This window comes from Streptomyces sp. NBC_00525 (assembly GCF_036346595.1).
Lineage (GTDB): Bacteria > Actinomycetota > Actinomycetes > Streptomycetales > Streptomycetaceae > Streptomyces.
In genome coordinates, this window is record NZ_CP107834.1 from 1,232,348 (window position 1) to 1,256,863 (window position 24,516).

Below are 24,516 nucleotides of genomic sequence, written 5' to 3' on the forward strand. Positions count from 1 at the left end.
GTGCGCGCTGGCGGTGGCGTGCTCAGGAAAGGAGACAGCGGTGGAGACACGGGACAAGGACGCCGCAGTGGCGGATGTCGAGCAGGCGTCCAGCCGCATTCTCGAAATCATCGACGTCAAGGGAAAGGCAACGGAGCCGGGGGCGACGACCTCGCCCTGCTCGGACGATTACCACCAGGAAGACCCCTACCAGGCGCTCCACCTCTGGAGCCTCTACAAAGCGCCCTTCGCCGAACTCGAAAAAGGCATGAACCGCCTCCGAACCGGGCTCCCGAAGGACGGCTGGACGATTACCAAGGATGGCAGGGACGGCACGGTCGCCAACAACCCGCAGATCATCGCCGAGTCCAAGGACCACCGAGTCAAGGCCGACATAAGACTGCGCAAGGAGATCACGTCGCAGAGCCCGGACCTTCTGACGGTCACCGTCCGCTCACGCTGCTACCACGCACCAGCCACTCCGGTGGAGCCGGAGGAACAGCCCCCCGGCATGTGGCACCCGTAAACACCGAAACGGCCCCCGGCAGCAGCAGACTGTGCCGGGGGCCGTTCCGTGCGGTCGTGCGGACGCTCAGACGTTGAAGCCCAGCGCGCGCAGCTGTTCGCGGCCGTCGTCCGTGATCTTGTCCGGGCCCCACGGGGGCATCCAGACCCAGTTGATCCGGAGTTCGTTGACGATGCCGTCCGTCGCGGACTTCGCCTGGTCCTCGATGACATCGGTCAGCGGACAGGCCGCGGACGTCAGGGTCATGTCGAGGGTGGCGATGTTGGCGTCGTCGATGTGGATGCCGTAGATCAGCCCCAGGTTGACGACGTCGATGCCCAGCTCCGGGTCGACCACGTCGTACAGCGCTTCGCGGACCTCCTCCTCGGAGGCCGGCTTGGTCGTCACGGTCTCGTTGTCGCTCATGTGGTCTTCCCTTCGGACAGCGCCTGCGCCGTCGCGTCCTTCCACGCCATCCAGCTCAGCAGCGCGCACTTCACCCGCGCCGGGTACTTGGAGACGCCGGCGAACGCGACCGCGTCCTCCAGCAGCTCCTCCATCGCGTCGTCGGGCTCCAGCTGCCCCTTCGACTGCATCAGCTCCAGGAACGCCTCCTGGACCTTCCGCGCCTCGGACAGTTCCTTACCGACCAGCAGCTCGTTCAGCACGGAGGCGCTGGCCTGGCTGATGGAACAGCCCTGGCCCTCGTAGCTCACGTCGGCGATGGTCTCGCCGTCGTACCGTACCCGCAGAGTGATCTCGTCACCGCACGTCGGATTGACGTGGTGCACCTCGGCGTCGCCGTCCCGCAGGCCGCGCCCGTGGGGGTGCTTGTAGTGGTCCAGGATCACTTCCTGGTACATGGAATCCAGCTTCACGAGTTCAATCCCCAGCCGCGTCTAGGCGAAAAAGTTCCGGACGTGTTCCAGGCCGTCCACCAGGGCGTCCACCTCGGCGGGCGTGGAGTACAGATAGAACGACGCTCGCGTCGTCGCAGGAATTCCGTACCGCAGGCAGACCGGGCGGGCGCAGTGGTGGCCGACCCGGACCGCGATGCCCTGTTCGTCGAGCACCTGGCCCACGTCGTGGGGGTGGATGTCGCCGAGGGTGAAGGAGATCGTCGCGCCCCGGTCCTCCGCGGTGGCGGGGCCGATGATCCGCAGGTCCGGCACCTCCAGGAGCCGCTTCACCGCGTACTCGGTGATGGCCTGCTCATGGCGGTGGATGTTCTCCATGCCGATCGCCGAGAGGTAGTCCACGGCCGCGCCGAGGCCGACGGCCTGGGCGATCGGGGGCGTACCTGCCTCGAACTTGTGCGGCGCGGGGGCGTAGGTGGACGAGTGCATCGAGACGGTCTCGATCATCTCGCCGCCGCCCAGGAACGGCGGCAGGTCCTCCAGGAGTTCCTGCCGTCCCCAGAGCACGCCGATACCGGTCGGGCCGACCATCTTGTGGCCGGTGAAGGCCACGAAGTCGGCCTGGAGCGCCTGGACGTCCACCACCATGTGCGGGGCCGCCTGGGAGGCGTCCACGCAGACGAGCGCACCGACCTCCTGGGCACGCCGGACGATCTTCTCGACCGGGTTGTGGGTGCCCATGATGTTCGACACCAGCGTGAAGGTGACGATCTTCGTCTTCTCGGTGATGACGTCATTGATGTTCGACAGGTCGAGCCGGCCGTCGTCGGTGATGCCGAACCACTTCAGCTTCGCGCCCGTGCGCTGCGAGAGCAGCTGCCAGGGCACGATGTTGGAGTGGTGCTCCATCTCCGTGGTGACGATCTCGGTCTCGTGGTCCACCCGGTAGGGCTCGTCGGCCCAGCCGAGCATGTTGGCCACGAGGTTCAGCGACTCGGAGGCGTTCTTGGTGAAGATGACCTCGTCGCGGCTGGGCGCGTTGATGAAGGCGGCGACCTTGTCACGCGCGCCCTCGTAGAGCGCCGTGGCCTCCTCCGCGATCGTGTACACGCCCCGGTGCACATTGGCGTTGTGCTGCTCGTAGTACTGGTTGAGGGCGTCGAGAACCTGGCGCGGCTTCTGGGAGGTCGCTGCGCTGTCCAGGTAGACGATCTTCTTCCCGTCGTGGACGGTGCGGTCCAGCAGGGGGAAGTCCTTGCGGATCGCCTCGGTGTCGAGGAGGCCCGGCAGATATGTCACGCGGCTGCGCCACCCTTCACGTACGCCTCGTAGCCCTCGTTCTCCAGCTTGTCGGCCAGCTCGGCGCCGCCGGACTCGGCGATACGGCCGTTGGCGAACACGTGCACGAAGTCGGGCTTGATGTACCGGAGAATCCGGGTGTAGTGCGTGATCAGCAGGGTGCCGACCTCGCCGGTCCCGCGGACCCGGTTGACGCCTTCGGAGACGATCCGCAGCGCGTCGACGTCCAGGCCGGAGTCGGTCTCGTCGAGGATGGCGACCTTCGGCTTGAGGAGCTCCAGCTGAAGGATCTCGTGGCGCTTCTTCTCGCCGCCGGAGAAGCCCTCGTTGACGTTGCGCTCGGCGAAGGCGGGGTCCATCTGGAGCTCGGCCATCGCCTCCTTGACCTCCTTCACCCAGGTGCGCAGCTTGGGCGCCTCGCCGCGGACGGCGGTGGCGGAGGTGCGCAGGAAGTTGGAGACCGAGACGCCGGGGATCTCGACCGGGTACTGCATGGCGAGGAACAGGCCGGCGCGGGCCCGCTCGTCCACGGACATCTCCAGGACGTCCTCGCCGTCCAGGGTCACCGTGCCGCTGGTGACGGTGTACTTGGGGTGACCGGCCAGCGAGTAGGCGAGGGTGGACTTGCCGGACCCGTTGGGGCCCATGATGGCGTGGGTCTCGCCCTGCTTCACGGTCAGGTCGACGCCCTTGAGGATCTCCTTCGTGGCGTTGTCGGCCTCGACGGTGACGTGCAGGTCGCGGATTTCAAGCGTTGCCATGGGTGACTCAGGACTCCTGGGTGACGGAGACGAGCACATCGTCCCCTTCGATCTTGACGGGGTATACGGGGACGGGGCGCGTCGCGGGAAGGCCGGACGGCTTGCCGGTGCGCAGGTCGAAGCTCGATCCGTGCAGCCAGCACTCGATCATGCAGTCCTCGACCTCGCCCTCGGACAGCGAGACGTTCGCGTGCGAGCAGATGTCGTTGATCGCGAACACCTCGCCCTCGGTGCGGACGATGGAGACCGGCGTGCCGTCGAGTTCCACCCGCTTGGGGGTGTCGTCGGCCAGCTCGCTCAGCGCGCACGCTCTGACAAAGGCCATCAGACCGCCGCCTCCAGCTCGGCCTCGATCTTGTCGAGGAGCCGGGCCTCGACGTCCGGCAGCCCGATCTGCTGGACCAGTTCGGCGAAGAAGCCGCGCACGACCAGGCGGCGGGCCTCCTCGGCGGGGATGCCGCGCGACTGAAGGTAGAACAGCTGCTCGTCGTCGAAGCGGCCGGTCGCGGAGGCGTGGCCGGCGCCGACGATCTCGCCGGTCTCGATCTCCAGGTTCGGCACGGAGTCGACCCGGGCGCCGTCCGTGAGGACCAGGTTGCGGTTCATCTCGTAGCTGTCGGTGCCCTCGGCGGCGGCCCGGATGAGCACGTCGCCGATCCACACCGCGTGCGCGTCGTCGCCCTGGAGCGCGCCCTTGTAGGCCACGTTGGACTTGCAGTGCGGGGTGTTGTGGTCGACCAGGAGGCGGTGCTCCTGGTGCTGGCCCCGGTCGGTGAAGTACAGGCCGAACAGCTCGGCCTCGCCGCCCGGACCCGCGTACGCGACCCGGGGGTGCAGCCGGACGACGTCGCCGCCGAAGGTGACGACGACCGACTTGAACGTGGCGTCCCGGCCGACCAGCGCGTTGTGCTGGGCGACGTGGACGGCGCGCTCGTCCCAGTCCTGCACGGAGACGACGGTCAGCTTGGCGCCGTCGCCCAGGACGTAGTCGACGTTGGCGGCGAGCACCGCGTCACCGGTGTGGTCGATGACGACGACGGCCTCGGCGAAGGCGCCCAGCTCCACGACCAGCTGGCCGTAGGCGACGCCGCCCTCGCCGTGCACGGCGACCCGGATCGGCTCGGTGAGCACGGCCTCCTTGGCGACCGTGACGACGTGGGCCTGCTCGAAGGAGGAGTACGCCTGGGCGGCCACCCGGTCCACCGGCTTGCCGGCCCTGCCCAGCCGCGCGTCGTCGCGGCCGACGGTCTCGACCGTGACGCCGCCGGGGGCCTCGACGGCGACCTTGACACCGCCACCGCCGGCGGTGGCGGTGCCGTCGTGCAGCCCGCGCAGCCGCTCCAGCGGGGTGAACCGCCACTCCTCCTCGCGGCCGTGCGGGACGGGGAAGTCCGCTACGTCGTAGGACGGGGGCGCGCTCATGCGCGTCGCGACGGTCGACTCCGCGGCCACCGCGATGGAACCGGCGGTGGTGGACCCCGCAGGAATGTTCTGAGCCTCAGCCATGGCTGTCGTAGTGCTCGCTTTCTCAGTCAAGAACTCTTCAGGACGCGTTCGGCGGCGTACTAGCCGACCGAACCCTCCATCTGGAGCTCGATCAGCCGGTTGAGCTCCAGGGCGTACTCCATCGGGAGCTCCTTGGCGATCGGCTCGACGAAGCCGCGCACGATCATCGCCATGGCCTCGAACTCCGTCATGCCGCGGCTCATCAGGTAGAACAGCTGGTCCTCGGAGACCTTGGAGACGGTCGCCTCGTGGCCCATCGACACGTCGTCCTCGCGGACGTCCACGTACGGGTAGGTGTCGGAGCGGGAGATCGTGTCGACCAGCAGCGCGTCGCACAGGACGTTGGACTTCGCGCCCGGCGCGCCCTCGCCGATCTCGATCAGACCGCGGTACGAGGTGCGGCCGCCGCCCCGCGCCACCGACTTGGAGACGATGTTGGACGAGGTGTTCGGGGCCATGTGGACCATCTTGGCGCCGGCGTCCTGGTGCTGGCCCTCGCCCGCGAAGGCGATGGACAGGGTCTCGCCCTTGGCGTGCTCGCCCATCAGGTAGACGGCCGGGTACTTCATGGTGACCTTGGAGCCGATGTTGCCGTCGACCCACTCCATCGTCGCGCCCTCGTAGGCCACGGCGCGCTTGGTCACCAGGTTGTAGACGTTGTTCGACCAGTTCTGGATCGTCGTGTAGCGGCAGCGGCCGCCCTTCTTGACGATGATCTCGACGACCGCGGAGTGCAGCGAGTCGGAGGAGTAGATCGGCGCCGTGCAGCCCTCGACGTAGTGGACGTAGGCGTCCTCGTCGACGATGATCAGCGTCCGCTCGAACTGGCCCATGTTCTCCGTGTTGATACGGAAGTAGGCCTGGAGCGGGATGTCCACGTGGACACCCTTGGGCACGTAGATGAAGGAGCCGCCCGACCACACGGCCGTGTTCAGCGAGGCGAACTTGTTGTCGCCGACCGGGATGACGGTGCCGAAGTACTCCTTGAAGAGTTCCTCGTGCTCCTTCAGCGCGGTGTCGGTGTCGACGAAGATGACGCCCTGCTCCTCCAGGTCCTCGCGGATCTGGTGGTAGACGACCTCGGACTCGTACTGCGCGGCGACACCGGCGACCAGGCGCTGCTTCTCCGCCTCCGGGATGCCGAGCTTGTCGTAGGTGTTCTTGATGTCCTCGGGCAGGTCGTCCCAGGAGGCGGCCTGCTTCTCCGTGGACCGCACGAAGTACTTGATGTTGTCGAAGTCGATGCCCGACAGGTCCGAGCCCCAGTTGGGCATCGGCTTCTTGTCGAAGAGGCGGAGGCCCTTGAGCCGCAGCTTCAGCATCCACTCCGGCTCGTTCTTCTTCTCCGAGATGTCGCGGACGACTGCCTCGGAGAGGCCGCGCTTGGCCGCCGCGCCTGCCTCGTCGGAGTCGGCCCAGCCGAATTCGTACGTGCCCAGGCCCTCGAGCTCAGGGTGGGCAGTCTCCGTAGGGAGCGTCATGCGGGGTTCCTCCCGGCCGTGCTTGCAGATGCTGAATCGGTGGTCTGTGGGGTGGGGTGTCCGCTGCGCGGAATGTACGTCGTGCACACCCCGTCGCCGTGGGCGATGGTGGCCAGACGCTGCACATGGGTCCCCAGGAGGCTGGAGAAGATCTCCGTCTCCGCCTCGCACAGCTGCGGGTACTGCTCGGCGACATGGGCGACCGGGCAGTGGTGCTGGCACAGCTGCTCACCCTGCTGCGGGCCCGGCGCGCTGCGCGCCGTAGCAGCGTACCCGTCGGCGGACAGCGCCCTGGCCAAGGCTTCCGTGCGCGCCTCGGGGTCCGCGGCCTCGATCGCCGCGCGGTAGGACGCCGACTGCTCGGCGGTCCGGGCGCGGGCGAAGGCCATGACGGCCTCGTCGCCGGCGGTCTCGGCGATCCAGCGCAGTGCGTCCGCGGCGAGCGCGTCGTAGGACTGGTCGAAGGCGTCCCGGCCGCAGTCGGTGAGGGCGAACACCTTGGCCGGACGGCCGCGCGTCCGCGCCCCGTACACCCGCTTCTCGCGGGCCTCGACGACGCCGTCGCAGGCGAGGGCGTCGAGATGGCGGCGGACCGCCGCCTGGGTGAGGCCCAGGCGCTTCGCCAGCTCCGCGACCGTGGACGGGCCGTGGTCCAGGATGGAGCGCGCGACACGGTTGCGCGTCGAGCGCTCACCGGTCGCGAGTTCCTCCTGCGGAGCCTCGCCCACGTATTTCACAACGCCATTGTTGCGTAATTCCTCCGGCCGTGACAACCACGGTCCGAAACGATCAACGGTGCTTTCCATCACTTAGGGTTACCTAATCAAGCCCCGCGGCCGGAGCGGGCGCGGCGGCTGCCTAGACTCATTCGCCATGAACAGCGAGCCCGCCCCACCCCCCTCGGGACCCTTCTCCGGCCCGGCCGTCCGGATCAGCGGTCTGGTGAAGCGGTACGGCGACAAGACCGCGGTGGACGGCCTCGACCTGGAGATCCCGGCCGGCGCGGTCACCGCCGTACTCGGCCCCAACGGCGCCGGCAAGACCACCACCGTCGAAACCTGCGAGGGCTACCGCCGCCCCGACGGCGGGACGGTCCGGGTGCTGGGCCTCGACCCCGTCGCCGACGCCGCGCGGCTGCGCCCCAGGATCGGCGTGATGCTCCAGTCCGGCGGGATCTACTCCGGCGCCCGCGCCGACGAGATGCTCCGGCACATGGCGAAGCTGCACGCCCACCCGCTCGACGTGGACGCCCTCATCGAGCGCCTCGGCCTCGGCTCCTGCGGTCGCACCGCCTACCGCAGGCTCTCCGGCGGCCAGCAGCAGCGGCTCGCCCTGGCCATGGCGGTCGTCGGCCGGCCCGAACTGGTCTTCCTGGACGAGCCGACCGCCGGACTCGACCCGCAGGCCCGCCGCTCCACCTGGGACCTCGTCCGGGAGCTGCGCGCCGACGGGGTGACCACCGTGCTCACCACCCACTTCATGGACGAGGCCGAGGAGCTGGCCGACGAGGTCGCCGTCATCGACGCCGGCCGGATCGTCGCCCACGGCACCCCCGAGGCCCTGTGCCGGGGCGGCGCCGAGAACACCCTGCGCTTCACCGGCTGCCCCGGGCTCGACCTCGGCTCGCTGCTCAAGGCCCTGCCGGACGGCACCGAGGCCGCCGAGCCGGCCGCCGGCACCTACCGCATCACCGGTGACATCGACCCGCAGCTGCTGGCCACCGTCACCTCCTGGTGCGCGCAGCACGGCGTGATGCCCTCCGGCATCGCCGTGGAGCGCCACACCCTGGAGGACGTCTTCCTCGAACTGACCGGCAAGGAGCTGCGCGCATGAGCGCCGGTACGTACACCCCCCGGCCGGGCGCCGCCCCGCTGCCGCGCATGATCGCCGCGCAGACCGCGCTGGAGACGCGGATGCTGCTGCGCAACGGCGAACAGCTGCTGCTGACGGTGGTCATCCCGACGCTGCTGCTGGTGCTGTTCAGCGCGGTGGACATCGTGGACACCGGGGCGGGCGAGCCGGTCGACTTCCTGACGCCCGGCGTGCTGGCGCTGGCCGTGATGTCGACGGCCTTCACCGGGCAGGCCATCGCCACCGGCTTCGAGCGCCGCTACGGGGTGCTCAAGCGGCTGGGCGCCTCCCCGCTGCCCCGCTGGGCGCTGATGACCGCGAAGACCCTGGCGGTGCTGGTCACCGAGGTGCTCCAGGTGGTGCTGCTCACGGTGATCGCCTTCGCGCTGGGCTGGTCGCCGCAGGGCGGCCCGTTCCCGGTGCTGCTGCTCCTGGTGCTGGGCACGGCCGCCTTCTCGGGGCTCGGGCTGCTGATGGCCGGGACGCTGAAGGCGGAGGCGACGCTCGCCGCCGCCAACCTGGTCTTCCTGCTGCTCCTGGTGGGCGGCGGGGTGATCGTGCCGCTGGAGAAGTTCCCGGACGCGGCGCAGTCGGTGCTCGGGCTGCTGCCGATCGCGGCCCTCTCGGACGGGCTGCGGGACGTCCTCCAGCACGGCGCCGGGATGCCCTGGGGCGACCTGGGCGTCCTCGCGGTCTGGGCGGTGCTCGGCCTCGGCGCGGCGGCCCGCTTCTTCCGCTGGGAGTGAGCCGTCGACCGCGTTCCGTCGCCGTTACGCGTAACTCGTCCCCCTCGTGAAAGCTTGCACAAGCGGCGTCCTACGATGGTGCGCGTGCCCAAGCTGACCCGAGCCGAAGTCGCTCAAGCCCTGCGCAACCCGCTGCTGTACATCGCCGAGCGCTGGACACCCCGGCCCCGGACGGTGAGCCGTGCGGCCATGTCGGCGGTCGTGATGTCCGTCGTGCTCGTCGTGACCGGCGGCGCCGTCCGGCTGACCGGCTCCGGCCTCGGCTGCCCGACCTGGCCCAAGTGCACCGACGAGAGCCTGACCTCGACGCACGAGATGGGCCTGCACGGCGTCATCGAGTTCGGCAACCGCATGCTGACCTACGTGCTGTGCGCGGCGGTGGCCTGGGCGATCATCGCGGCCCGCTCCGCGAAGCCCTGGCGCCGCAGCCTCACCCGGCTGGGCTGGCTCCAGTTCTGGGTGGTGATGGGCAACGCCGTCCTGGGTGGCGTCGTCGTGCTCGTCGGCCTCAACCCGTACACCGTCGCCGCGCACTTCCTGCTGACCACCGCGCTGCTCACGGTGGCCCTGGTGACCTGGCAGCGGGTCCGCGAGGGCGACGAGGCGCCGCGCCCGCTGGTCGGCAAGGCGGTCTCCCAGCTGGCCTGGCTGCTGGCCGTGGCGGCGGGGCTGCTGATCGCCGTGGGCACGGTGGTCACGGGCGCCGGGAAGCACGCGGGCGACTCCAGCGACGTGCCCCGCATCCCGGTCGACTGGAAGATGGTCGCCCAGCTGCACGCCGACCTGGCGTGGGTGGTGGTGGCCCTGACGGTGGCGCTCTGGTTCGTCCTGAAGGCCGTGGACGCGCCGATCGGGCCGCGCCGCCGGGCCCGCGACCTGTTCCTCATCGTGATGGCCCAGGGGGTCGTCGGCTATGTGCAGTACTTCACCGACGTGCCGGAGATCCTGGTCGGCGTGCACATGTTCGGCTCGTGCCTGGTGTGGATCGGGGTCGTCCGCGTCCTGCTGTCGCTGCGGGAGCGGCCGCTGACCGCCGTACGGGTGCCGGAGCCGGCGGACGAGCGTCCGGAACCCGCCACGGCCGGCTGACGCCGCGCGGAGCGTACGTACGAGGAGGGGGACCGGGGCGCGCGCCCCGGTCCCCCTCCTCGTACGTGTACGGGGCTCAGCCCTTGTTGGACGGGCCGCCGACCTGGATACCGGCCATCCGGGTCCACTCGTACGGGCCGGTGTGGACCTTCGCCGCGAACTCGCCGTCGAAGGACTCGTGCAGCGTGATCCCGGACCTGCGCGCCGCGCTCTCGGCGACCGCGTAGGAGGGGGCGACCAGATCGCCCCAGCCGCCGTCCTCGCCCACCAGGACGATGCGGGCGCCCTTCTGGCCGAGGTAGGCGATCTGTCCCTCGGCGCCGCCGTGGGCCTTCGCGAAGGCACCGATCTGCTTGGCGAGCCGGGCCGCCCTGCGCTCCGCGCGCGCCGCCTGCTTGCCGTCCACCTGCTGGGTCTCAGCCGTCTCTGCCGTCTCTGCCATGAACAGGATGCTACCGATGGGTAGATCAACTGGCGACGGGCGGGGAGCGTGGCCTCTGCCACGCTCCCCGCCCGTCGGACGGAGCTGAGGGGTTCTACCGCAGGAAGGGGTCCACCGCGACCGCGACGAACAGCAGCGACACATAGGTGATCGACCAGTGGAACAGCCGCATCTCCTTGAGCTTGGCGCCCGTCACCCCGGCCTTGGCCCTGCCGTGCAGCGCGTGCGCCTCCCAGAGCCAGAAGCCGCCGCTGAGCAGCGCCACCGCGGTGTAGAACCAGCCGGTGTAGCCCAGCGGGGTGAGCAGCAGCGAGACGGCGACCATCACCCAGCTGTACGCGACGATCTGGCGCGCGACCACCCGGTTGGACGCGATGACCGGCAGCATCGGGACGCCGACGCGCGCGTAGTCCTCCTTGACCTTCATGGAGAGCGGCCAGTAGTGCGGCGGCGTCCAGAAGAAGATGACGGCGAAGAGGATGACCGCGGCCCAGGACATCTCGTTGGTCACGGCCGACCAGCCGATGAGGACCGGCATGCAGCCCGCGATGCCGCCCCAGACGATGTTCTGCGCGGTGCGGCGCTTCAGCAGCATCGTGTAGATCACGACGTAGAAGAGCAGCGCGCCCAGCGACAGGGCCGCCGACAGCCAGTTGACCAGCAGCCCGAACCAGACCGTCGAGACCACCGCGAGGGTGATGCCGAAGGCCAGGCACTCGCGCGGGCTCACCATGCCGGTGACCAGCGGGCGCTGCGACGTACGGTCCATCAGCGCGTCGATGTCCCGGTCGATGTACATGTTCAGCGCGTTGGCACCGCCGGCGGACAGATAGCCGCCGATGGTGGTGGCGAGCACGAGCCACAGATCGGGCACACCCTTGGCGGCGAGGAACATCACCGGCACAGTGGTGATCAGCAACAGCTCGATGATCCGAGGCTTGGTCAGCGCCACGAATGCCTTGACACGGGCTCCGAGCGGGCGTTGGCCCCCCGGACTCGGAGTCAAGGCGACCCCTGCGGGTCGGGACTCGACGGCCGTCACGCACACCCCTGACAGAGAAATCCCAGCAAGCTCCGGGGCCGTGAGGGCCCGGTAAAGACTTGCGCGAACCCGACCACTGTAGACGTTGGGGACAGGCCGCCCTTCGCGGGGGTGGGGTCGTGTTGATGTGGCGCGGACCGCCGCCGCGCCCCGGCCCCGAAACGGCTCGTACATACGAGTGACGCACAGCTGTGGCAGGGGTGGCACGGAGTGTTCCCCGGGTGCCCGCAAGCGGGCTCGGAAGCGCTCGTCGGAGCGCCCGGAAGTGGCTCGGCGCGCTCATCGGAGAAGCCCATCGGTGAGCCCTTCCGCTCATACGGGAGGCGGATTCCGCGGGGTGCCCGCACCCTGGTAGGAGCCGGAAATCGCGGGTACCGGCGGGGGTAGGCTCGACCACATCCGGTGCGGTCACAGTCACCGGCCCACAACAGTTGGAGAGGAGCCCTGACTCAGGGTGAGCACCAAGCCGACCACAGACCTCCAGTGGACCGAATGGGACCAGCGGGCCGTGGACACCGTCCGCGTCCTGGCGGCGGACGCCGTACAGAAAGTCGGAAACGGGCACCCGGGTACGGCCATGAGCCTGGCTCCCGCCGCGTACACCATCTTCCAGAAGGTGATGCGCCACGACCCCGCGGACGCGCAGTGGACCGGCCGCGACCGGTTCGTGCTCTCGGCCGGGCACAGCAGCCTGACCCTGTACATCCAGCTCTACCTGGCCGGCTACGGCCTGGAGCTGGACGACCTCAAGTCGTTCCGCACCTGGGGCTCCAAGACCCCGGGGCACCCGGAGTACGGCCACACCACCGGTGTGGAGACCACGACCGGCCCGCTGGGCCAGGGCGTCGCCAACGCGGTCGGCATGGCCATGGCCGCCCGCTACGAGCGCGGCCTGTTCGACCCGGAGGCGGCCCCCGGCACCTCCCCGTTCGACCACATGGTGTGGGTCGTCGCCGGTGACGGCTGCCTCCAGGAGGGCATCTCGGCCGAGGCGTCCTCGCTGGCCGGGCACCAGAAGCTGGGCAACCTGGTCCTCCTGTGGGACGACAACCACATCTCCATCGAGGGCGACACGGAGACCGCGGTCTCCGAGGACACCGTCAAGCGCTACGAGTCGTACGGCTGGCACGTCCAGCGCGTCGACCAGCTGCCCAACGGCGACCTCGACCCGCAGGGCCTGTACGACGCGCTGCTGGCCGCCAAGGCGGAGACGGAGCGCCCGTCGTTCATCGCGGCCCGCTCGATCATCGCCTGGCCCGCCCCGCACGCCCAGAACACCGAGGCGTCGCACGGCTCGGCCCTCGGCGACGACGAGGTCGCCGCGACCAAGAGGGTGCTCGGCTTCGACCCGGAGAAGACCTTCGAGGTGTCCGACGAGGTCATCGCCCACACCCGGCGCGCCCTGGACCGGGGCCGCGAGGCCAAGGCGGAGTGGCAGAAGGGCTTCGACGCCTGGCGCGCCGCCGACCCGGAGCGCGCCGCCGAGTTCGACCGGATCAGCGCGGGCGAGCTGCCCAAGGGCTGGGAGGACAGCCTGCCGGTCTTCGAGACGGGCAAGGCGGTCGCCACCCGCGCCGCGTCCGGCAAGGTGCTCCAGGCGCTCGGCGGGATCGTCCCCGAGCTGTGGGGCGGCTCCGCCGACCTGGCCGGTTCGAACAACACCACGATCGACAAGACGTCGTCGTTCCTCCCGGCGGGCAACCCGCTGCCGGAGGCCGACCCGTACGGGCGCACGATCCACTTCGGCATCCGCGAGCACGCCATGGCCGCCGCCATGAACGGCATCGCGCTGCACGGCAACACCCGGATCTACGGCGGCACCTTCCTGGTGTTCTCCGACTACATGCGCAACGCCGTGCGGCTGTCCGCGCTGATGCACCTGCCGGTGACCTACGTGTGGACGCACGACTCGATCGGCCTCGGCGAGGACGGCCCGACCCACCAGCCGGTGGAGCACCTGGCCTCGCTGCGCGCCATTCCGGGCCTGAACATCGTGCGCCCGGCGGACGCCAACGAGACCGCGATCGCCTGGCGCGAGATCCTGCGCCGCTACACCAAGGTGTTCGGCGAGGGCACCCCGCACGGTCTGGCGCTCACCCGCCAGGGCGTGCCGACGTACGAGGCGAACGAGGACGCGGCCAAGGGCGGCTACGTGCTGTTCGACGCCGAGACGGCGGACGGGCAGGGCGCCGAGCCGCAGATCGTGCTGATCGGCACCGGCTCCGAGGTGCAGCTCGCCGTGGAGGCGCGCGAGGAGCTCCAGGCGGCCGGTATTCCCACCCGTGTGGTGTCGATGCCGTGTGTCGAGTGGTTCGAGGAGCAGGACCAGGGTTACAAGGACAGCGTGCTGCCGCCGTCGGTCCGCGCGCGCGTGGCCGTCGAGGCGGGCATCGGTCTGACCTGGTACCGGTACGTCGGGGACGCCGGCCGGATCGTCTCGCTGGAGCACTTCGGCGCCTCGGCGGACGCCAAGGTCCTGTTCCGCGAGTTCGGCTTCACCGGTGAGAACGTCGCCGCGGTCGCCCGGGAATCCCTCGCCGCCGCCACACGCTGACGCCTTTAGACGACTAGTAGGAGATGCAACTCTCATGACAGACGCACTCAAGCGCCTCTCCGACGAGGGCGTGGCGATCTGGCTCGACGACCTCTCGCGCAAGCGGATCACGTCGGGCAACCTCGCGGAGCTGATCGACCAGAGCCACGTCGTGGGTGTCACGACGAACCCGTCGATCTTCCAGAAGGCCATCTCGCAGGGCGACGGCTACGACCAGCAGCTCGCCGACCTCGCCGCCCGCCGGGTGACCGTGGAGGAGGCGATCCGCATGATCACCACTGCGGACGTCCGCGACGCGGCCGACATCCTGCGCCCGGTCTTCGACGCGACGGAGGGCCAGGACGGCCGGGTCTCCATCGAGGTCGACCCGCGGCTGGCGCACAACACGGCGGCCACGGTCGCCGAGGCCAAGCAGCTGGCCTGGCTGGTGGACCGGCCGAACACGCTCATCAAGATCCCGGCCACCAAGGCGGGTCTGCCGGCCATCACCGAGACGATCGGCCGGGGCATCAGCGTCAACGTGACGCTGATCTTCTCGCTGGAGCGCTACCGCGCGGTGATGGACGCCTACCTGGCGGGCCTGGAGAAGGCGAAGGCCGCGGGCCTGGACCTCTCGAAGATCCACTCGGTGGCGTCGTTCTTCGTGTCCCGCGTGGACACCGAGATCGACAAGCGCCTGGACGCCGTCGGCTCCGACGAGGCGAAGGCCGCGAAGGGCAAGTCCGCCCTGGCCAACGCGCGCCTGGCCTACGAGGCGTACGAGGAGGTGTTCGCCGGTGAGCGCTGGGCCGCGCTGGACAAGGCGCACGCCAACAAGCAGCGCCCGCTGTGGGCCTCGACCGGTGTGAAGGACCCGGCCCTCAAGGACACCCTGTACGTCGTGGACCTCGTCGCGCCGAACACGGTCAACACCATGCCGGAGGCGACTCTGGACGCGGTGGCCGACCACGGCGAGATCACCGGCAACACCGTCGCCGGTTCGTACGACCGGGCCCGTGCCGACCTCGACGCCGTCAAGAAGCTCGGCGTCGACTACGACGACGTCGTCCAGCTCCTGGAGGACGAGGGCGTCGAGAAGTTCGAGGCGGCCTGGAACGACCTGCTGAACTCGACCGAGGCGGAGCTCAAGCGCCTCGCCCCTTCGGAGGGCTGACCACTTTGTCTGGTGTTCCCGGAGCCAACCCGCTCCGTGACGCCCAGGACCGACGGCTCCCGCGCATCGCGGGGCCGTCGGGCCTGGTCATCTTTGGCGTCACGGGCGATTTGTCCCGTAAAAAGCTGATGCCCGCCGTCTACGACCTGGCCAACCGCGGCCTGCTGCCACCGGGCTTCTCGCTCATCGGCTTCGCGCGCCGCGACTGGGAGGACGAGGACTTCGCCCAGGTCGTGCACGACGCCGTCAAGGAGCATGCCCGTACCCCCTTCCGCGAGGAGGTCTGGCAGCAGCTCAGCCAGGGCATGCGGTTCGTCCAGGGCAACTTCGACGACGACGTGGCCTTCGAGACCCTGCGCGCCACGATCGAGGAGCTGGACAAGGCGCAGGGCACGGGCGGCAACTTCGCCTTCTACCTGTCCGTGCCGCCCAAGTTCTTCCCCAAGGTCGTCCAGCAGCTCAAGAAGCACGGGCTGGCCGACCAGAAGGAGGGCAGCTGGCGCCGCGCGGTCATCGAGAAGCCGTTCGGCCACGACCTGGAGAGCGCGCAGGAGCTCAACCAGATCGTGCACGACGTCTTCCCGCCGAACGAGGTCTTCCGGATCGACCACTACCTCGGCAAGGAGACCGTCCAGAACATCCTGGCGCTGCGCTTCGCCAATACCATGTTCGAGCCGATCTGGAACCGCAGCTACGTCGACCACGTGCAGATCACGATGGCCGAGGACATCGGCATCGGCGGCCGGGCCGGCTACTACGACGGCATCGGCGCCGCCCGCGACGTCATCCAGAACCACCTCCTCCAGCTGCTCGCGCTGACCGCGATGGAGGAGCCCGGCTCCTTCCACCCCAAGGCCCTGGTCGCCGAGAAACTCAAGGTGCTCACGGCCGTGGAGCTGCCCGACGACCTGGGCAAGCACACCGTGCGCGGCCAGTACACGCACGCCTGGCAGGGCGGCGAGGAGGCCGTCGGCTATCTGGAGGAGGACGGGATCGACCCCAAGTCGAAGACCGACACCTTCGCCGCGATCAAGCTGACGATCAACAACCGCCGCTGGGCGGGCGTCCCGTTCTATCTGCGCACCGGCAAGCGGCTGGGCCGCCGGGTCACCGAGATCGCGGTCGTCTTCAAGCGCGCCCCGTACCTGCCGTTCGAGTCCGGCGCCACCGAGGAGCTGGGCGGCAACGCCCTGGTCATCCGGGTGCAGCCGGACGAGGGTGTCACCGTGCGGTTCGGCTCCAAGGTGCCCGGCACCTCGATGGAGGTCCGGGACGTCACGATGGACTTCGCCTACGGCGAGTCCTTCACGGAGTCCAGCCCGGAGGCGTACGAGCGGCTCATCCTGGACGTGCTGCTCGGCGACGCCAACCTGTTCCCGCGCCACCAGGAGGTCGAGCTCTCCTGGAACATCCTCGACCCGATCGAGGAGTACTGGGACAAGCACGGCAAGCCCGCCCAGTACCCGGCCGGCACCTGGGGTCCGGCCGAGGCGGACGAGATGCTCGCACGCGACGGACGGAGCTGGCGCCGGCCATGAAGATCGATCTCACGGAAACCACGTCCAGCAAGATCAACCAGGCGCTCATCTCGGCCCGGCGCGCGGTCGGCGCCCCGGCGATCGGGATGGTGCTCACCCTCGTCGTCGTCACCGACGAGGAGAACGCCTACGACGCGCTGAAGGCGGCCAGCGACTCCTCGCGGGAGCACCCCTCGCGGATCATCGCCGTCATCAAGCGGCTCAGCCGTTCGCCGCGCACCCGCCGCGACGCCCGGCTGGACGCCGAGATCCGGGTCGGTTCCGACTCGGGCTCCGGCGAGACGGTGGTGCTGCGGCTCCACGGCGAGCTGGCCAACCACGCCCAGTCCGTCGTCCTGCCGCTGCTGCTGCCGGACGCCCCGGTGGTCGTGTGGTGGCCGCAGGACTCCCCGGCCGACCCGGCGAAGGACGCGCTCGGCGCGCTGGCCCAGCGCCGGATCACCGACACCTACTCGGCGGAGCACCCGCTGGAGGAGCTGGAGGTGCGCGCGCGGTCCTACCAGCCCGGTGACACGGACCTGGCCTGGACGCGCATCACGCCGTGGCGCTCGATGCTGGCGGCCGCGCTCGACCAGCAGCCGGCCCAGGTCGTCTCCGCCACGGTCGAGGGCGAGTCGGACAACCCGAGCTGCGAGCTGCTGGCCATGTGGCTCGCGGACCGGCTGGGCGTCCCGGTGCAGCGCACCACCTCGGGCGGCCCCGGTCTGACGGCCGTCCGGATGGCGACGAAGAACGGCGACATCGTCCTGGACCGGGCCGACGGCTCGCTGGCCACGCTCTGCATGGTGGGCCAGCCGGACCGCGCGGTGGCGCTCAAGCGCCGGGAGACGGCGGAGCTGCTCGCGGAGGAGCTGCGCCGCCTGGACCCGGACAACATCTACGAGTCGACGGTGAAGTTCGGCGTGGACCGGCTGGAGCAGGCGGGGTCGGGCGCCCCGGCGAAGGCCCCCGTCAAGGCCGCGTCCGAGGCCCCGGCCGCCGCGAAGAAGACGGCTCCGGCGAAGAAGGCGGCGGCGAAGTGAGCGGAGTCCCGCAGCTCGTCGTGCACCGCGACAAGGAGCTGATGGCGCAGGCCGCCGCGGCCCGGCTGATCACGAAGATCGTGGACGCCCAGGCCGCGCGCGGCACCGCATCGATCGTCCTCACGGGCGGGCGCAACGGCAACGGCCTGCTGGCCGCGCTCGCCGCCGCGCCCGCCCGGGACGCGGTCGACTGGTCGCGGCTGGACCTGTGGTGGGGCGACGAGCGGTTCCTGCCGGAGGGCGATCCGGAGCGCAATGTCAGCCAGGCGCGCGCGGCCCTGCTGGACTCCGTCCCGCTGGACCCCTCGCGGGTGCATGTGATGCCGGCGTCGGACGGCCCGTACGGCCAGGACGCCGACGCCGCGGCCGCCGGGTACGCGGCGGAGCTGGCCGCGGCCGCCGCGCCGCAGGACCACGGCCCGGTGCCGGAGTTCGACGTGCTGATGCTGGGCGTCGGCCCGGACACCCACGTCGCCTCGCTCTTCCCGGAGCTGCCCGCGGTGCGGGAGACCGAGCGCACCGTCGTCGGGGTGCACGGCGCGCCCAAGCCGCCGCCGGTGCGCGTCTCGCTGACGCTGCCCGCCATCCGGTCGGCGCGTGAGGTGTGGCTGCTGGCGGCCGGCGAGGACAAGGCGGAGGCGGTGGCCATCGCGCTGTCCGGGGCCGGGGAGATCCAGGCGCCGGCGGCCGGTGCGTACGGCCGCGCGCGCACGCTGTGGCTGCTGGACGCGGCGGCGGCCTCCCGGCTGCCGCGCTCCCTGTACCCGCCGGCGTCCGCCTGACAGGGCGCCGGCGGCTTCCGGCAGAGGCCCGGCCCGCTCCTCCTCGGAGCGGACCGGGCCTCTGTGCGTACGAACCTCTGTGTGTAGAGAGCGGGGCTCAGCGCCCGCGCAGCTCGCGGTAGGCGGAGACCAGCGCGGCGGTCGAGCTGTCCAGCCGCTCGCCGCCCTCGCCGCCGGTCAGCACGGGCTCGATCTTCTTGGCCAGGACCTTGCCCAGCTCGACGCCCCACTGGTCGAAGGAGTCGATGTTCCAGATCGCGCCCTGGACGAAGACCTTGTGCTCGTACAGCGCGATGAGCTGGCCCAGCACGGACGGGGTGAGCCGGTCGGCGAGGATCGTCGTCGTCGGGTGGTTGCCCCGGAACGTCTTGTGCGCCACCAGCTCGTCCGGGACGCCCTCCGCGCGGACCTCTTCGGGCGTCTTGCCGAAGGCCAGGGCCTGCGTCTGCGCGAAGAAGTTGGCCATCAGCAGGTCGTGCTGGGCGACCAGGCCGGGCAGCAGGTCCTCGACGGGCCGCGCGAAGCCGATGAAGTCGGCCGGGATGACCTTGGTGCCCTGGTGGATCAACTGGTAGTAGGCGTGCTGCCCGTTGGTGCCGGGGGTGCCCCAGACGACCGGGCCGGTCTGCCAGTCGACGGGGTGGCCGTCGCGGTCCACGGACTTGCCGTTGGACTCCATGTCCAGCTGCTGGAGGTACGCGGTGAACTTGGACAGGTAGTGGCTGTAGGGCAGCACGGCGTGCGACTGGGCGTCGAAGAACGCGCCGTACCAGACGCCCAGCAGGCCCAGCAGCAGCGGGGCGTTCTCCTCGGCGGGGGCCGTGCGGAAGTGCTCGTCGACGAGGTGGAAGCCGTCGAGCATCTCGCGGAACCGGTCCGGGCCGATGGCGATCATCAGCGAGAGGCCGATGGCGGAGTCGTACGAGTAGCGGCCGCCGACCCAGTCCCAGAACTCGAACATGTTGGCCGTGTCGATGCCGAAGTCCGCGACCTTCCCGGCGTTGGTCGACAGCGCCACGAAGTGCTTGGCGACGGCCTCCTGACCCGCCCTCAGCCCGGTGAGCAGCCAGTCGCGGGCGGAGGTGGCGTTGGTGATCGTCTCGATCGTGGTGAAGGTCTTCGACGCGATGACGAACAGCGTCTCGGCCGGGTCCAGGTCGCGCACGGCCTCGTGCAGGTCCGCGCCGTCCACGTTGGAGACGAAACGGAAGGTCAGCGAGCGGTCCGTGAAGGAGCGCAGCACCTCGTACGCCATGGCGGGGCCCAGGTCGGAGCCGCCGATGCCGATGTTGACGACGTTCTTGATCGGCCTGCCGGTGTGGCCGGTCCACTCCCCCGACCTGATCCGGTCCGAGAAGGCCGCCATCCTGTCGAGCACCGCGTGCACCGCGGGCACCACGTTCTCGCCGTCGACCTCGATCACGGCGTCGCGCGGGGCGCGGAGCGCGGTGTGCAGGACGGCGCGGTCCTCGGTGGTGTTGATCTTCTCGCCGCGGAACATGGCGTCGCGCAGCCCGGCGACGTCGGTGGCGGCGGCCAGCTCGCGCAGCAGTGCCAGCGTCTCGTCGGTGACCAGGTGCTTGGAGTAGTCGAGGCGCAGATCGCCGACCCGCAGGGTGTACCCGGTGCCGCGCTCCGGGTCGTCCGCGAACAGTTCGCGCAGATGGATCGACCCGAGCTGCTCACGGTGCTTGCCCAGCGCCGCCCATTCCGGCGTCTGGTTGAGCCTGGTACGGCTAGTTGCGTTCATCCCGGACATCAGCCCACTTCTCTCGTAACCGCAGTTCCCCGCTGCCCCTCCAACCTAATTGATCAGGCGGCCGGACGTGGCAACGGAGCGCTGCGCCACGGCACAAGCGCTCCGGCCGGGCACCGAGAAGGTGTCCGGCCGGTGGAGGTGGCTAGATCTCGCCGCGGAGCTTCGCGAGGGCCTCGGCGAGGATGGCTTCGCCGTCCGCGTCGCTGCGCCGCTCGCGTACGTACGCGAGGTGCGTCTTGTACGGTTCGGTGCGCGGCGGGTCCGGCGGGCTCTCCGGGTCCTGGCCGGCCGGGAATCCGCAGCGCGGGCAGTCCCAGGTGTCCGGCACCTGCGCGTCGTGGGCGAAGCTGGGCTGCGTCTCGTGCCCGTTCGAGCACCAGAAGGAGATGCGGAGCCGTGGCGCGGACTCGCCGCGCTCGGCCTCCCCCATCGGCCCCGCTCCGACCCGGCTTCCCCGGATCGCGTTGCCACTTGCCACGGTCGTAACTCCCTGCGTGATGGTGCTCGAGGATGCCCCAGTCTACGTAAGGCCCAACGCGCGTCCAGTGAAAGGAGTTACACCCTCACCGGGAATCGCGTACGCCGGGTCAGTCCAGCTTGATGAGCAGACCGAGCACCACGATGCACACGAACCAGCCAAGACCGACCACGACCGTGATGCGGTCGAGGTTGCGCTCGGCGACCGAGGAGCCGCCGACGGAGGACTGCATGCCGCCGCCGAACATGTCGGAGAGGCCGCCTCCCTTGCCCTTGTGCATCAGCACCAGCAGCATCAGCAGGAGGCTGAAGACGATCAGGGCGATCTCGAACCCCAAAACCACGGCTGGTCCCTACTTTCCGGAAATCTGACTGCTTAGGCGAACCACGGGGGCCGGGAGGTCGCCCTCCTCGGCCCCCGCAAGGGTACGACGGATCGGCGCTACCGCATACTCACTGGTCGCGGAAGCGGACGATCTTGACGAACTCGTCGGCGTCCAGCGCCGCGCCGCCGATCAGGGCGCCGTCGACGTCGGGCTGGGCCATGATCGCGGCCACGTTGCCGGACTTCACCGAGCCGCCGTACTGGATGCGGACCGCGTCGGCCAGCTCCTGCGAGTACAGCTCGGCCAGGCGGGCGCGGATGGCACCGCAGACCTCCTGGGCGTCCTCGGGGGTGGCGACCTCGCCGGTGCCGATGGCCCAGACGGGCTCGTAGGCGACCACGATGGACGCGGCCTGCTCGGCCGGGATGTCCTTGAGGGCGCCGTCGAGCTGCGCGAGAGTGTGCGCGACCTGGTCGCCGGCCTTGCGGACGTCCAGGCCCTCGCCGACGCACAGGATCGGGGTCAGGCCGTGCTTGTAGGCGGCCTTCACCTTGGCGTTGCAGATCTCGTCGGTCTCGCCGTGGTACTGGCGGCGCTCGCTGTGGCCGATGGCGACGAAGGTGCACTTCAGCTTGGCGAGCATGGGGCCGGAGATCTCACCGGTGTACGCGCCGGAGTCGTGCGCCGAGATGTCCTGGGCGCCGTACTTGATCTTCAGCTTGTCGCCGTCGACCAGCGTCTGCACGGAGCGCAGGTCGGTGAAGGGCGGCAGGACGGCGACCTCGACGGCGTCGTAGTCCTTGTCGGCCAGGGCGAAGGCGAGCTTCTGGACGTGGGCGATGGCCTCGAGGTGGTTGAGGTTCATCTTCCAGTTGCCCGCCATCAGCGGGGTGCGAGTGGTCATGAAAGGTCAGTCCTCCAGAGCGGCGAGGCCGGGAAGCGTCTTGCCCTCGAGGTATTCGAGGCTGGCACCGCCACCGGTCGAGATGTGTCCGAACGCGTTCTCGTCGAAGCCCAGGATGCGGACCGCGGCGGCGGAGTCGCCACCGCCGACCACGCTGAAGCCCGAGGAGTCGACGAGGGCCTGGGCGACGGCCCGGGTTCCCTCGGCGAAGTCGGGGTGCTCGAAGACGCCCATCGGGCCGTTCCAGAAGACGGTGGCCGCGTCGGCGAGCTTCGATGCGTAGAGCTTGTTGGTCTCCGGGCCGTTGTCCAGGCCCATCTGCCCGGCCGGCATGGCGTCGGCGGGGACGGTGTCCGGGTGGGCCGGGGCCTTGGTCTTGAGGTCCGGGAAGGCGGGCGCGACGACGACGTCGACGGGGAGCACGAACTCCACGCCCTTCTCCTCGGCGCGCCGCAGGTACTCCTGGACCGCCGGGATCTGGTCCTCCTGGAGCAGCGAGCTGCCCACCTCGTGGCCCTGGGCCTTGAGGAAGGTGTACGCCATGCCGCCGCCGATCAGGATGCGGTCGGCGCGCTCCAGCAGGTGGTCGATGACACCGAGCTTGTCGGAGACCTTGGCGCCGCCGAGGACCACCGCGTAGGGGCGCTGGACGTCGTCGGTGAGCTTCTTGAGGACGCCGACCTCGGTGGCGATCAGGTCGCCCGCGGCGTGCGGGAGGCGGGCCGGGAGGTCGAAGACCGAGGCGTGCTTGCGGTGGACGGCGCCGAAGCCGTCGCCCACGTAGAGGTCGGCCAGTTCGGCGAGCCGGTCCGCGAAGGCGCCGCGCTCGGCGTCGTCCTTGGAGGTCTCGCCGGGGTTGAAGCGGAGGTTCTCGATGACGGCGATCCGGCCGTCGGTGAGCGCGGCGACGGTGGCGCGGGCGGAATCGCCGACCGTGTCGGTCGCGAACGCGACGTCGGTGCCGAGGAGTTCACCGAGCCGGGTGGCGGCGGGGGCCAGCGAGAACGCCGGGTCCGGGGCGCCCTTGGGGCGGCCCAGGTGCGAGGCGACGACGACCCGCGCGCCGGCCGCGGCCAGCTTGCGGACGGTCGGGGCGACGGCGCGGATGCGGCCGTCGTCGGTGATGGTGGTGCCGCTGAGCGGCACGTTGAGGTCGGCGCGGACGAATACCCGCTTGCCGGCGACCCCTTCGGCGAGAAGTTCGTCGATCGTCTTCATCTGTCTGGACTCCTTGGAGGACGAGGGAGCATGCGAGGGGGCTCGAACAGCGCAGCGTCGCGCTGTTCGAGCCCCGTGCTCACATCGAGATGCCTGCCGGTGCGGCGGTGCTCAGAGCTGGCCGCCGACGAAGACGGTGAGGTCGACGAGACGGTTGGAGTAGCCCCACTCGTTGTCGTACCAGCCGAGGATCTTCACCGTGTTCCCCTCCTGGACCATGGTCAGGGAGGAGTCGAAGGTGCAGGACGCCGGGTCGCTGACGATGTCCGAGGACACGATCGGGTCCTCGGTGTAGTACAGGATGCCCTTGAGGGCGCCGTCGTCGGCGGCCTTCTTGAACGCGGCGTTGACCTCGTCCTTGGTGACCTCGCGCTCCAGGGTCACGACCAGGTCGGTGGCGGAGCCGGTCGGGACCGGGACGCGCATCGCGATGCCGTCGAGCTTGCCCTTGAGCTGGGGCAGGACCAGGGCGGTGGCCTTGGCGGCACCGGTCGTGGTCGGGATGATGTTCTCGGCGGCGGCGCGGGCGCGGCGCAGGTCCTTGTGCGGGAAGTCCAGGATGCGCTGGTCGTTGGTGTACGCGTGGACCGTCGTCATGAGGCCCTTGACGATGCCGAAGTTCTCGTCGAGGACCTTGGCCATCGGGGCGACGCAGTTGGTCGTGCAGGACGCGTTGGAGATGACGTGGTGGTTGGCCGCGTCGTACTTGTCCTGGTTGACGCCCATCACGATGGTGATGTCCTCGTCCTTGGCCGGGGCCGAGATGAGGACCTTCTTCGCGCCACCGGCGATGTGCTTCTCGGCGTCGGCCTTCTTCGTGAAGATGCCGGTCGACTCGATGACGATGTCGACGCCCAGCTCACCCCAGGGGATGTCGGCCGGGTTGCGCTCGGAGAGCACCTTGATGGTGTGGCCGTCGACGGTGATGGTGTCGGCGGTGTGGCTGACCTCTGCCTTCAGACGACCCAGGATGGTGTCGTACTTCAGCAGGTGGGCCGTGGTCGCGGTGTCACCCAGGTCGTTGACAGCCACGATCTCGATGTCCGCACCCTGCTCGAGCAGCGCGCGGAAGTAGTTGCGACCGATGCGGCCAAAGCCGTTGATGCCTACGCGGATCGTCACGAACCGATCTCCTCGTTAGGTACGCCGGTTTTCGACGCCGGCGAGTTGTATGGGATGTCCCCGACCGCCTACGACCCTACCTCTCCGGAGCCGCCGGGGTGAC

The 24,516-nt window shown here is 69.9% G+C and carries 25 protein-coding genes; 9 read left to right on the top strand and 16 right to left on the bottom strand.

The features are described 5' to 3' along the window. Nucleotides 1-40 precede the first annotated feature (40 nt). Nucleotides 41-505: a hypothetical protein gene (locus tag OG710_RS05460; RefSeq protein WP_330238316.1), complete on the top strand. Its 465-nt coding sequence runs from the start codon at nucleotides 41-43 to the stop codon at nucleotides 503-505. Nucleotides 506-571: 66 nt separating this feature from the next. On the opposite strand, the gene OG710_RS05465 is transcribed toward OG710_RS05460, so the two are convergent. Genes OG710_RS05465 through OG710_RS05500 form a run of 8 tightly spaced genes read right to left on the bottom strand, consistent with a single transcriptional unit; the run spans nucleotide 572 to nucleotide 7,125 of the window. Beyond that, nucleotides 572-910 carry a metal-sulfur cluster assembly factor gene (locus OG710_RS05465; protein ID WP_018104628.1) on the bottom strand — a complete coding sequence of 113 codons (339 nt, stop codon included), beginning with the start codon at nucleotides 908-910 and terminating at the stop codon, nucleotides 572-574. Next, nucleotides 907-1,362, bottom strand: coding sequence for a Fe-S cluster assembly sulfur transfer protein SufU (gene sufU / locus OG710_RS05470; protein WP_274543572.1), 456 nt, complete (start codon nucleotides 1,360-1,362; stop codon nucleotides 907-909). The genes OG710_RS05465 and sufU overlap by 4 nt, the downstream gene beginning before the upstream one ends. 21 nt (nucleotides 1,363-1,383) lie before the next feature. Then, nucleotides 1,384-2,640 carry a cysteine desulfurase gene (locus OG710_RS05475; RefSeq protein WP_330238317.1) on the bottom strand — a complete coding sequence of 419 codons (1,257 nt, stop codon included), beginning with the start codon at nucleotides 2,638-2,640 and terminating at the stop codon, nucleotides 1,384-1,386. Next, nucleotides 2,637-3,401 carry a Fe-S cluster assembly ATPase SufC gene (sufC, locus tag OG710_RS05480; RefSeq protein WP_111333080.1) on the bottom strand — a complete coding sequence of 255 codons (765 nt, stop codon included), beginning with the start codon at nucleotides 3,399-3,401 and terminating at the stop codon, nucleotides 2,637-2,639. Before sufC ends, OG710_RS05475 begins: the two co-directional genes overlap by 4 nt. Nucleotides 3,402-3,408: 7 nt before the next feature. Further along, nucleotides 3,409-3,726 (bottom strand): bifunctional 3-phenylpropionate/cinnamic acid dioxygenase ferredoxin subunit, encoded by a 318-nt coding sequence (locus OG710_RS05485; RefSeq protein ID WP_330238318.1) that lies wholly within the window; start codon nucleotides 3,724-3,726, stop codon nucleotides 3,409-3,411. Next, nucleotides 3,726-4,907 carry a Fe-S cluster assembly protein SufD gene (gene sufD, locus OG710_RS05490; RefSeq protein WP_111333076.1) on the bottom strand — a complete coding sequence of 394 codons (1,182 nt, stop codon included), beginning with the start codon at nucleotides 4,905-4,907 and terminating at the stop codon, nucleotides 3,726-3,728. Before sufD ends, OG710_RS05485 begins: the two co-directional genes overlap by 1 nt. A 59-nt stretch (nucleotides 4,908-4,966) precedes the next feature. Beyond that, nucleotides 4,967-6,388, bottom strand: coding sequence for a Fe-S cluster assembly protein SufB (sufB, locus tag OG710_RS05495; RefSeq protein WP_239222940.1), 1,422 nt, complete (start codon nucleotides 6,386-6,388; stop codon nucleotides 4,967-4,969). Continuing rightward, nucleotides 6,385-7,125 carry a helix-turn-helix transcriptional regulator gene (locus OG710_RS05500; protein ID WP_111333072.1) on the bottom strand — a complete coding sequence of 247 codons (741 nt, stop codon included), beginning with the start codon at nucleotides 7,123-7,125 and terminating at the stop codon, nucleotides 6,385-6,387. Before OG710_RS05500 ends, sufB begins: the two co-directional genes overlap by 4 nt. A 136-nt stretch (nucleotides 7,126-7,261) precedes the next feature. Between OG710_RS05500 and OG710_RS05505 the strand changes: the two genes are divergently transcribed. The 3 genes from OG710_RS05505 (at nucleotide 7,262) to OG710_RS05515 (ending at nucleotide 10,074) form a co-directional block, all read left to right on the top strand. Then, the gene (locus tag OG710_RS05505; protein ID WP_330238319.1) at nucleotides 7,262-8,221 is read left to right on the top strand and encodes an ABC transporter ATP-binding protein; all 960 of its coding nucleotides are present in this window, start codon (nucleotides 7,262-7,264) and stop codon (nucleotides 8,219-8,221) included. After that, the gene (locus tag OG710_RS05510; RefSeq protein ID WP_330238320.1) at nucleotides 8,218-8,985 is read left to right on the top strand and encodes an ABC transporter permease; all 768 of its coding nucleotides are present in this window, start codon (nucleotides 8,218-8,220) and stop codon (nucleotides 8,983-8,985) included. The genes OG710_RS05505 and OG710_RS05510 overlap by 4 nt, the downstream gene beginning before the upstream one ends. 75 nt (nucleotides 8,986-9,060) lie before the next feature. Then, on the top strand, nucleotides 9,061-10,074 hold the full coding sequence (locus OG710_RS05515) for a COX15/CtaA family protein (RefSeq protein ID WP_330238321.1): 1,014 nt from the start codon (nucleotides 9,061-9,063) through the stop codon (nucleotides 10,072-10,074). A 76-nt stretch (nucleotides 10,075-10,150) separates the two neighbouring features. Here OG710_RS05515 and OG710_RS05520 read toward each other — a convergent pair whose 3' ends face one another. Both OG710_RS05520 and OG710_RS05525 read right to left on the bottom strand, forming a co-directional pair. Continuing rightward, a complete protein-coding gene (locus OG710_RS05520) occupies nucleotides 10,151-10,516 on the bottom strand; it encodes a hypothetical protein (protein WP_330238322.1) in 366 nt (121 codons plus the stop codon). 94 nt (nucleotides 10,517-10,610) lie between these two features. Continuing rightward, nucleotides 10,611-11,564: a heme o synthase gene (locus OG710_RS05525; RefSeq protein WP_199563791.1), complete on the bottom strand. Its 954-nt coding sequence runs from the start codon at nucleotides 11,562-11,564 to the stop codon at nucleotides 10,611-10,613. Nucleotides 11,565-12,012: 448 nt separating this feature from the next. Here OG710_RS05525 and tkt point away from each other — a divergent pair, with 448 nt between their 5' ends. The 5 genes from tkt to pgl are packed head-to-tail and all read left to right on the top strand — an operon-like array spanning nucleotide 12,013 to nucleotide 18,607. After that, nucleotides 12,013-14,112, top strand: coding sequence for a transketolase (gene tkt, locus OG710_RS05530; RefSeq protein ID WP_330238323.1), 2,100 nt, complete (start codon nucleotides 12,013-12,015; stop codon nucleotides 14,110-14,112). A gap of 34 nt (nucleotides 14,113-14,146) precedes the next feature. Further along, a complete protein-coding gene (tal, locus tag OG710_RS05535) occupies nucleotides 14,147-15,265 on the top strand; it encodes a transaldolase (RefSeq protein WP_330238324.1) in 1,119 nt (372 codons plus the stop codon). A gap of 5 nt (nucleotides 15,266-15,270) precedes the next feature. After that, nucleotides 15,271-16,803 (top strand): glucose-6-phosphate dehydrogenase, encoded by a 1,533-nt coding sequence (gene zwf, locus OG710_RS05540; protein ID WP_330238325.1) that lies wholly within the window; start codon nucleotides 15,271-15,273, stop codon nucleotides 16,801-16,803. Then, nucleotides 16,800-17,825: a glucose-6-phosphate dehydrogenase assembly protein OpcA gene (opcA, locus tag OG710_RS05545; RefSeq protein ID WP_330238326.1), complete on the top strand. Its 1,026-nt coding sequence runs from the start codon at nucleotides 16,800-16,802 to the stop codon at nucleotides 17,823-17,825. Before zwf ends, opcA begins: the two co-directional genes overlap by 4 nt. Continuing rightward, nucleotides 17,822-18,607, top strand: coding sequence for a 6-phosphogluconolactonase (gene pgl, locus OG710_RS05550; RefSeq protein WP_330238327.1), 786 nt, complete (start codon nucleotides 17,822-17,824; stop codon nucleotides 18,605-18,607). The genes opcA and pgl overlap by 4 nt, the downstream gene beginning before the upstream one ends. Before the next feature lie 97 nt (nucleotides 18,608-18,704). On the opposite strand, the gene pgi is transcribed toward pgl, so the two are convergent. From pgi to gap, 6 genes are all read right to left on the bottom strand, one after another. Then, entirely contained in the window at nucleotides 18,705-20,357 is a 1,653-nt protein-coding gene (gene pgi / locus OG710_RS05555) for a glucose-6-phosphate isomerase (RefSeq protein WP_330242160.1), read from the bottom strand. Between the two features lie 151 nt (nucleotides 20,358-20,508). Beyond that, nucleotides 20,509-20,844, bottom strand: coding sequence for an RNA polymerase-binding protein RbpA (locus tag OG710_RS05560; protein WP_073864697.1), 336 nt, complete (start codon nucleotides 20,842-20,844; stop codon nucleotides 20,509-20,511). A gap of 109 nt (nucleotides 20,845-20,953) precedes the next feature. Then, nucleotides 20,954-21,187, bottom strand: coding sequence for a preprotein translocase subunit SecG (secG, locus tag OG710_RS05565; RefSeq protein WP_199563792.1), 234 nt, complete (start codon nucleotides 21,185-21,187; stop codon nucleotides 20,954-20,956). A 109-nt stretch (nucleotides 21,188-21,296) separates the two neighbouring features. Then, a complete protein-coding gene (tpiA, locus tag OG710_RS05570) occupies nucleotides 21,297-22,073 on the bottom strand; it encodes a triose-phosphate isomerase (protein ID WP_330238328.1) in 777 nt (258 codons plus the stop codon). A gap of 6 nt (nucleotides 22,074-22,079) precedes the next feature. Next, the gene (locus OG710_RS05575; RefSeq protein ID WP_330238329.1) at nucleotides 22,080-23,291 is read right to left on the bottom strand and encodes a phosphoglycerate kinase; all 1,212 of its coding nucleotides are present in this window, start codon (nucleotides 23,289-23,291) and stop codon (nucleotides 22,080-22,082) included. A gap of 111 nt (nucleotides 23,292-23,402) precedes the next feature. Next, nucleotides 23,403-24,413: a type I glyceraldehyde-3-phosphate dehydrogenase gene (gene gap / locus OG710_RS05580; protein WP_330238330.1), complete on the bottom strand. Its 1,011-nt coding sequence runs from the start codon at nucleotides 24,411-24,413 to the stop codon at nucleotides 23,403-23,405. Nucleotides 24,414-24,516: the final 103 nt, after the last annotated feature.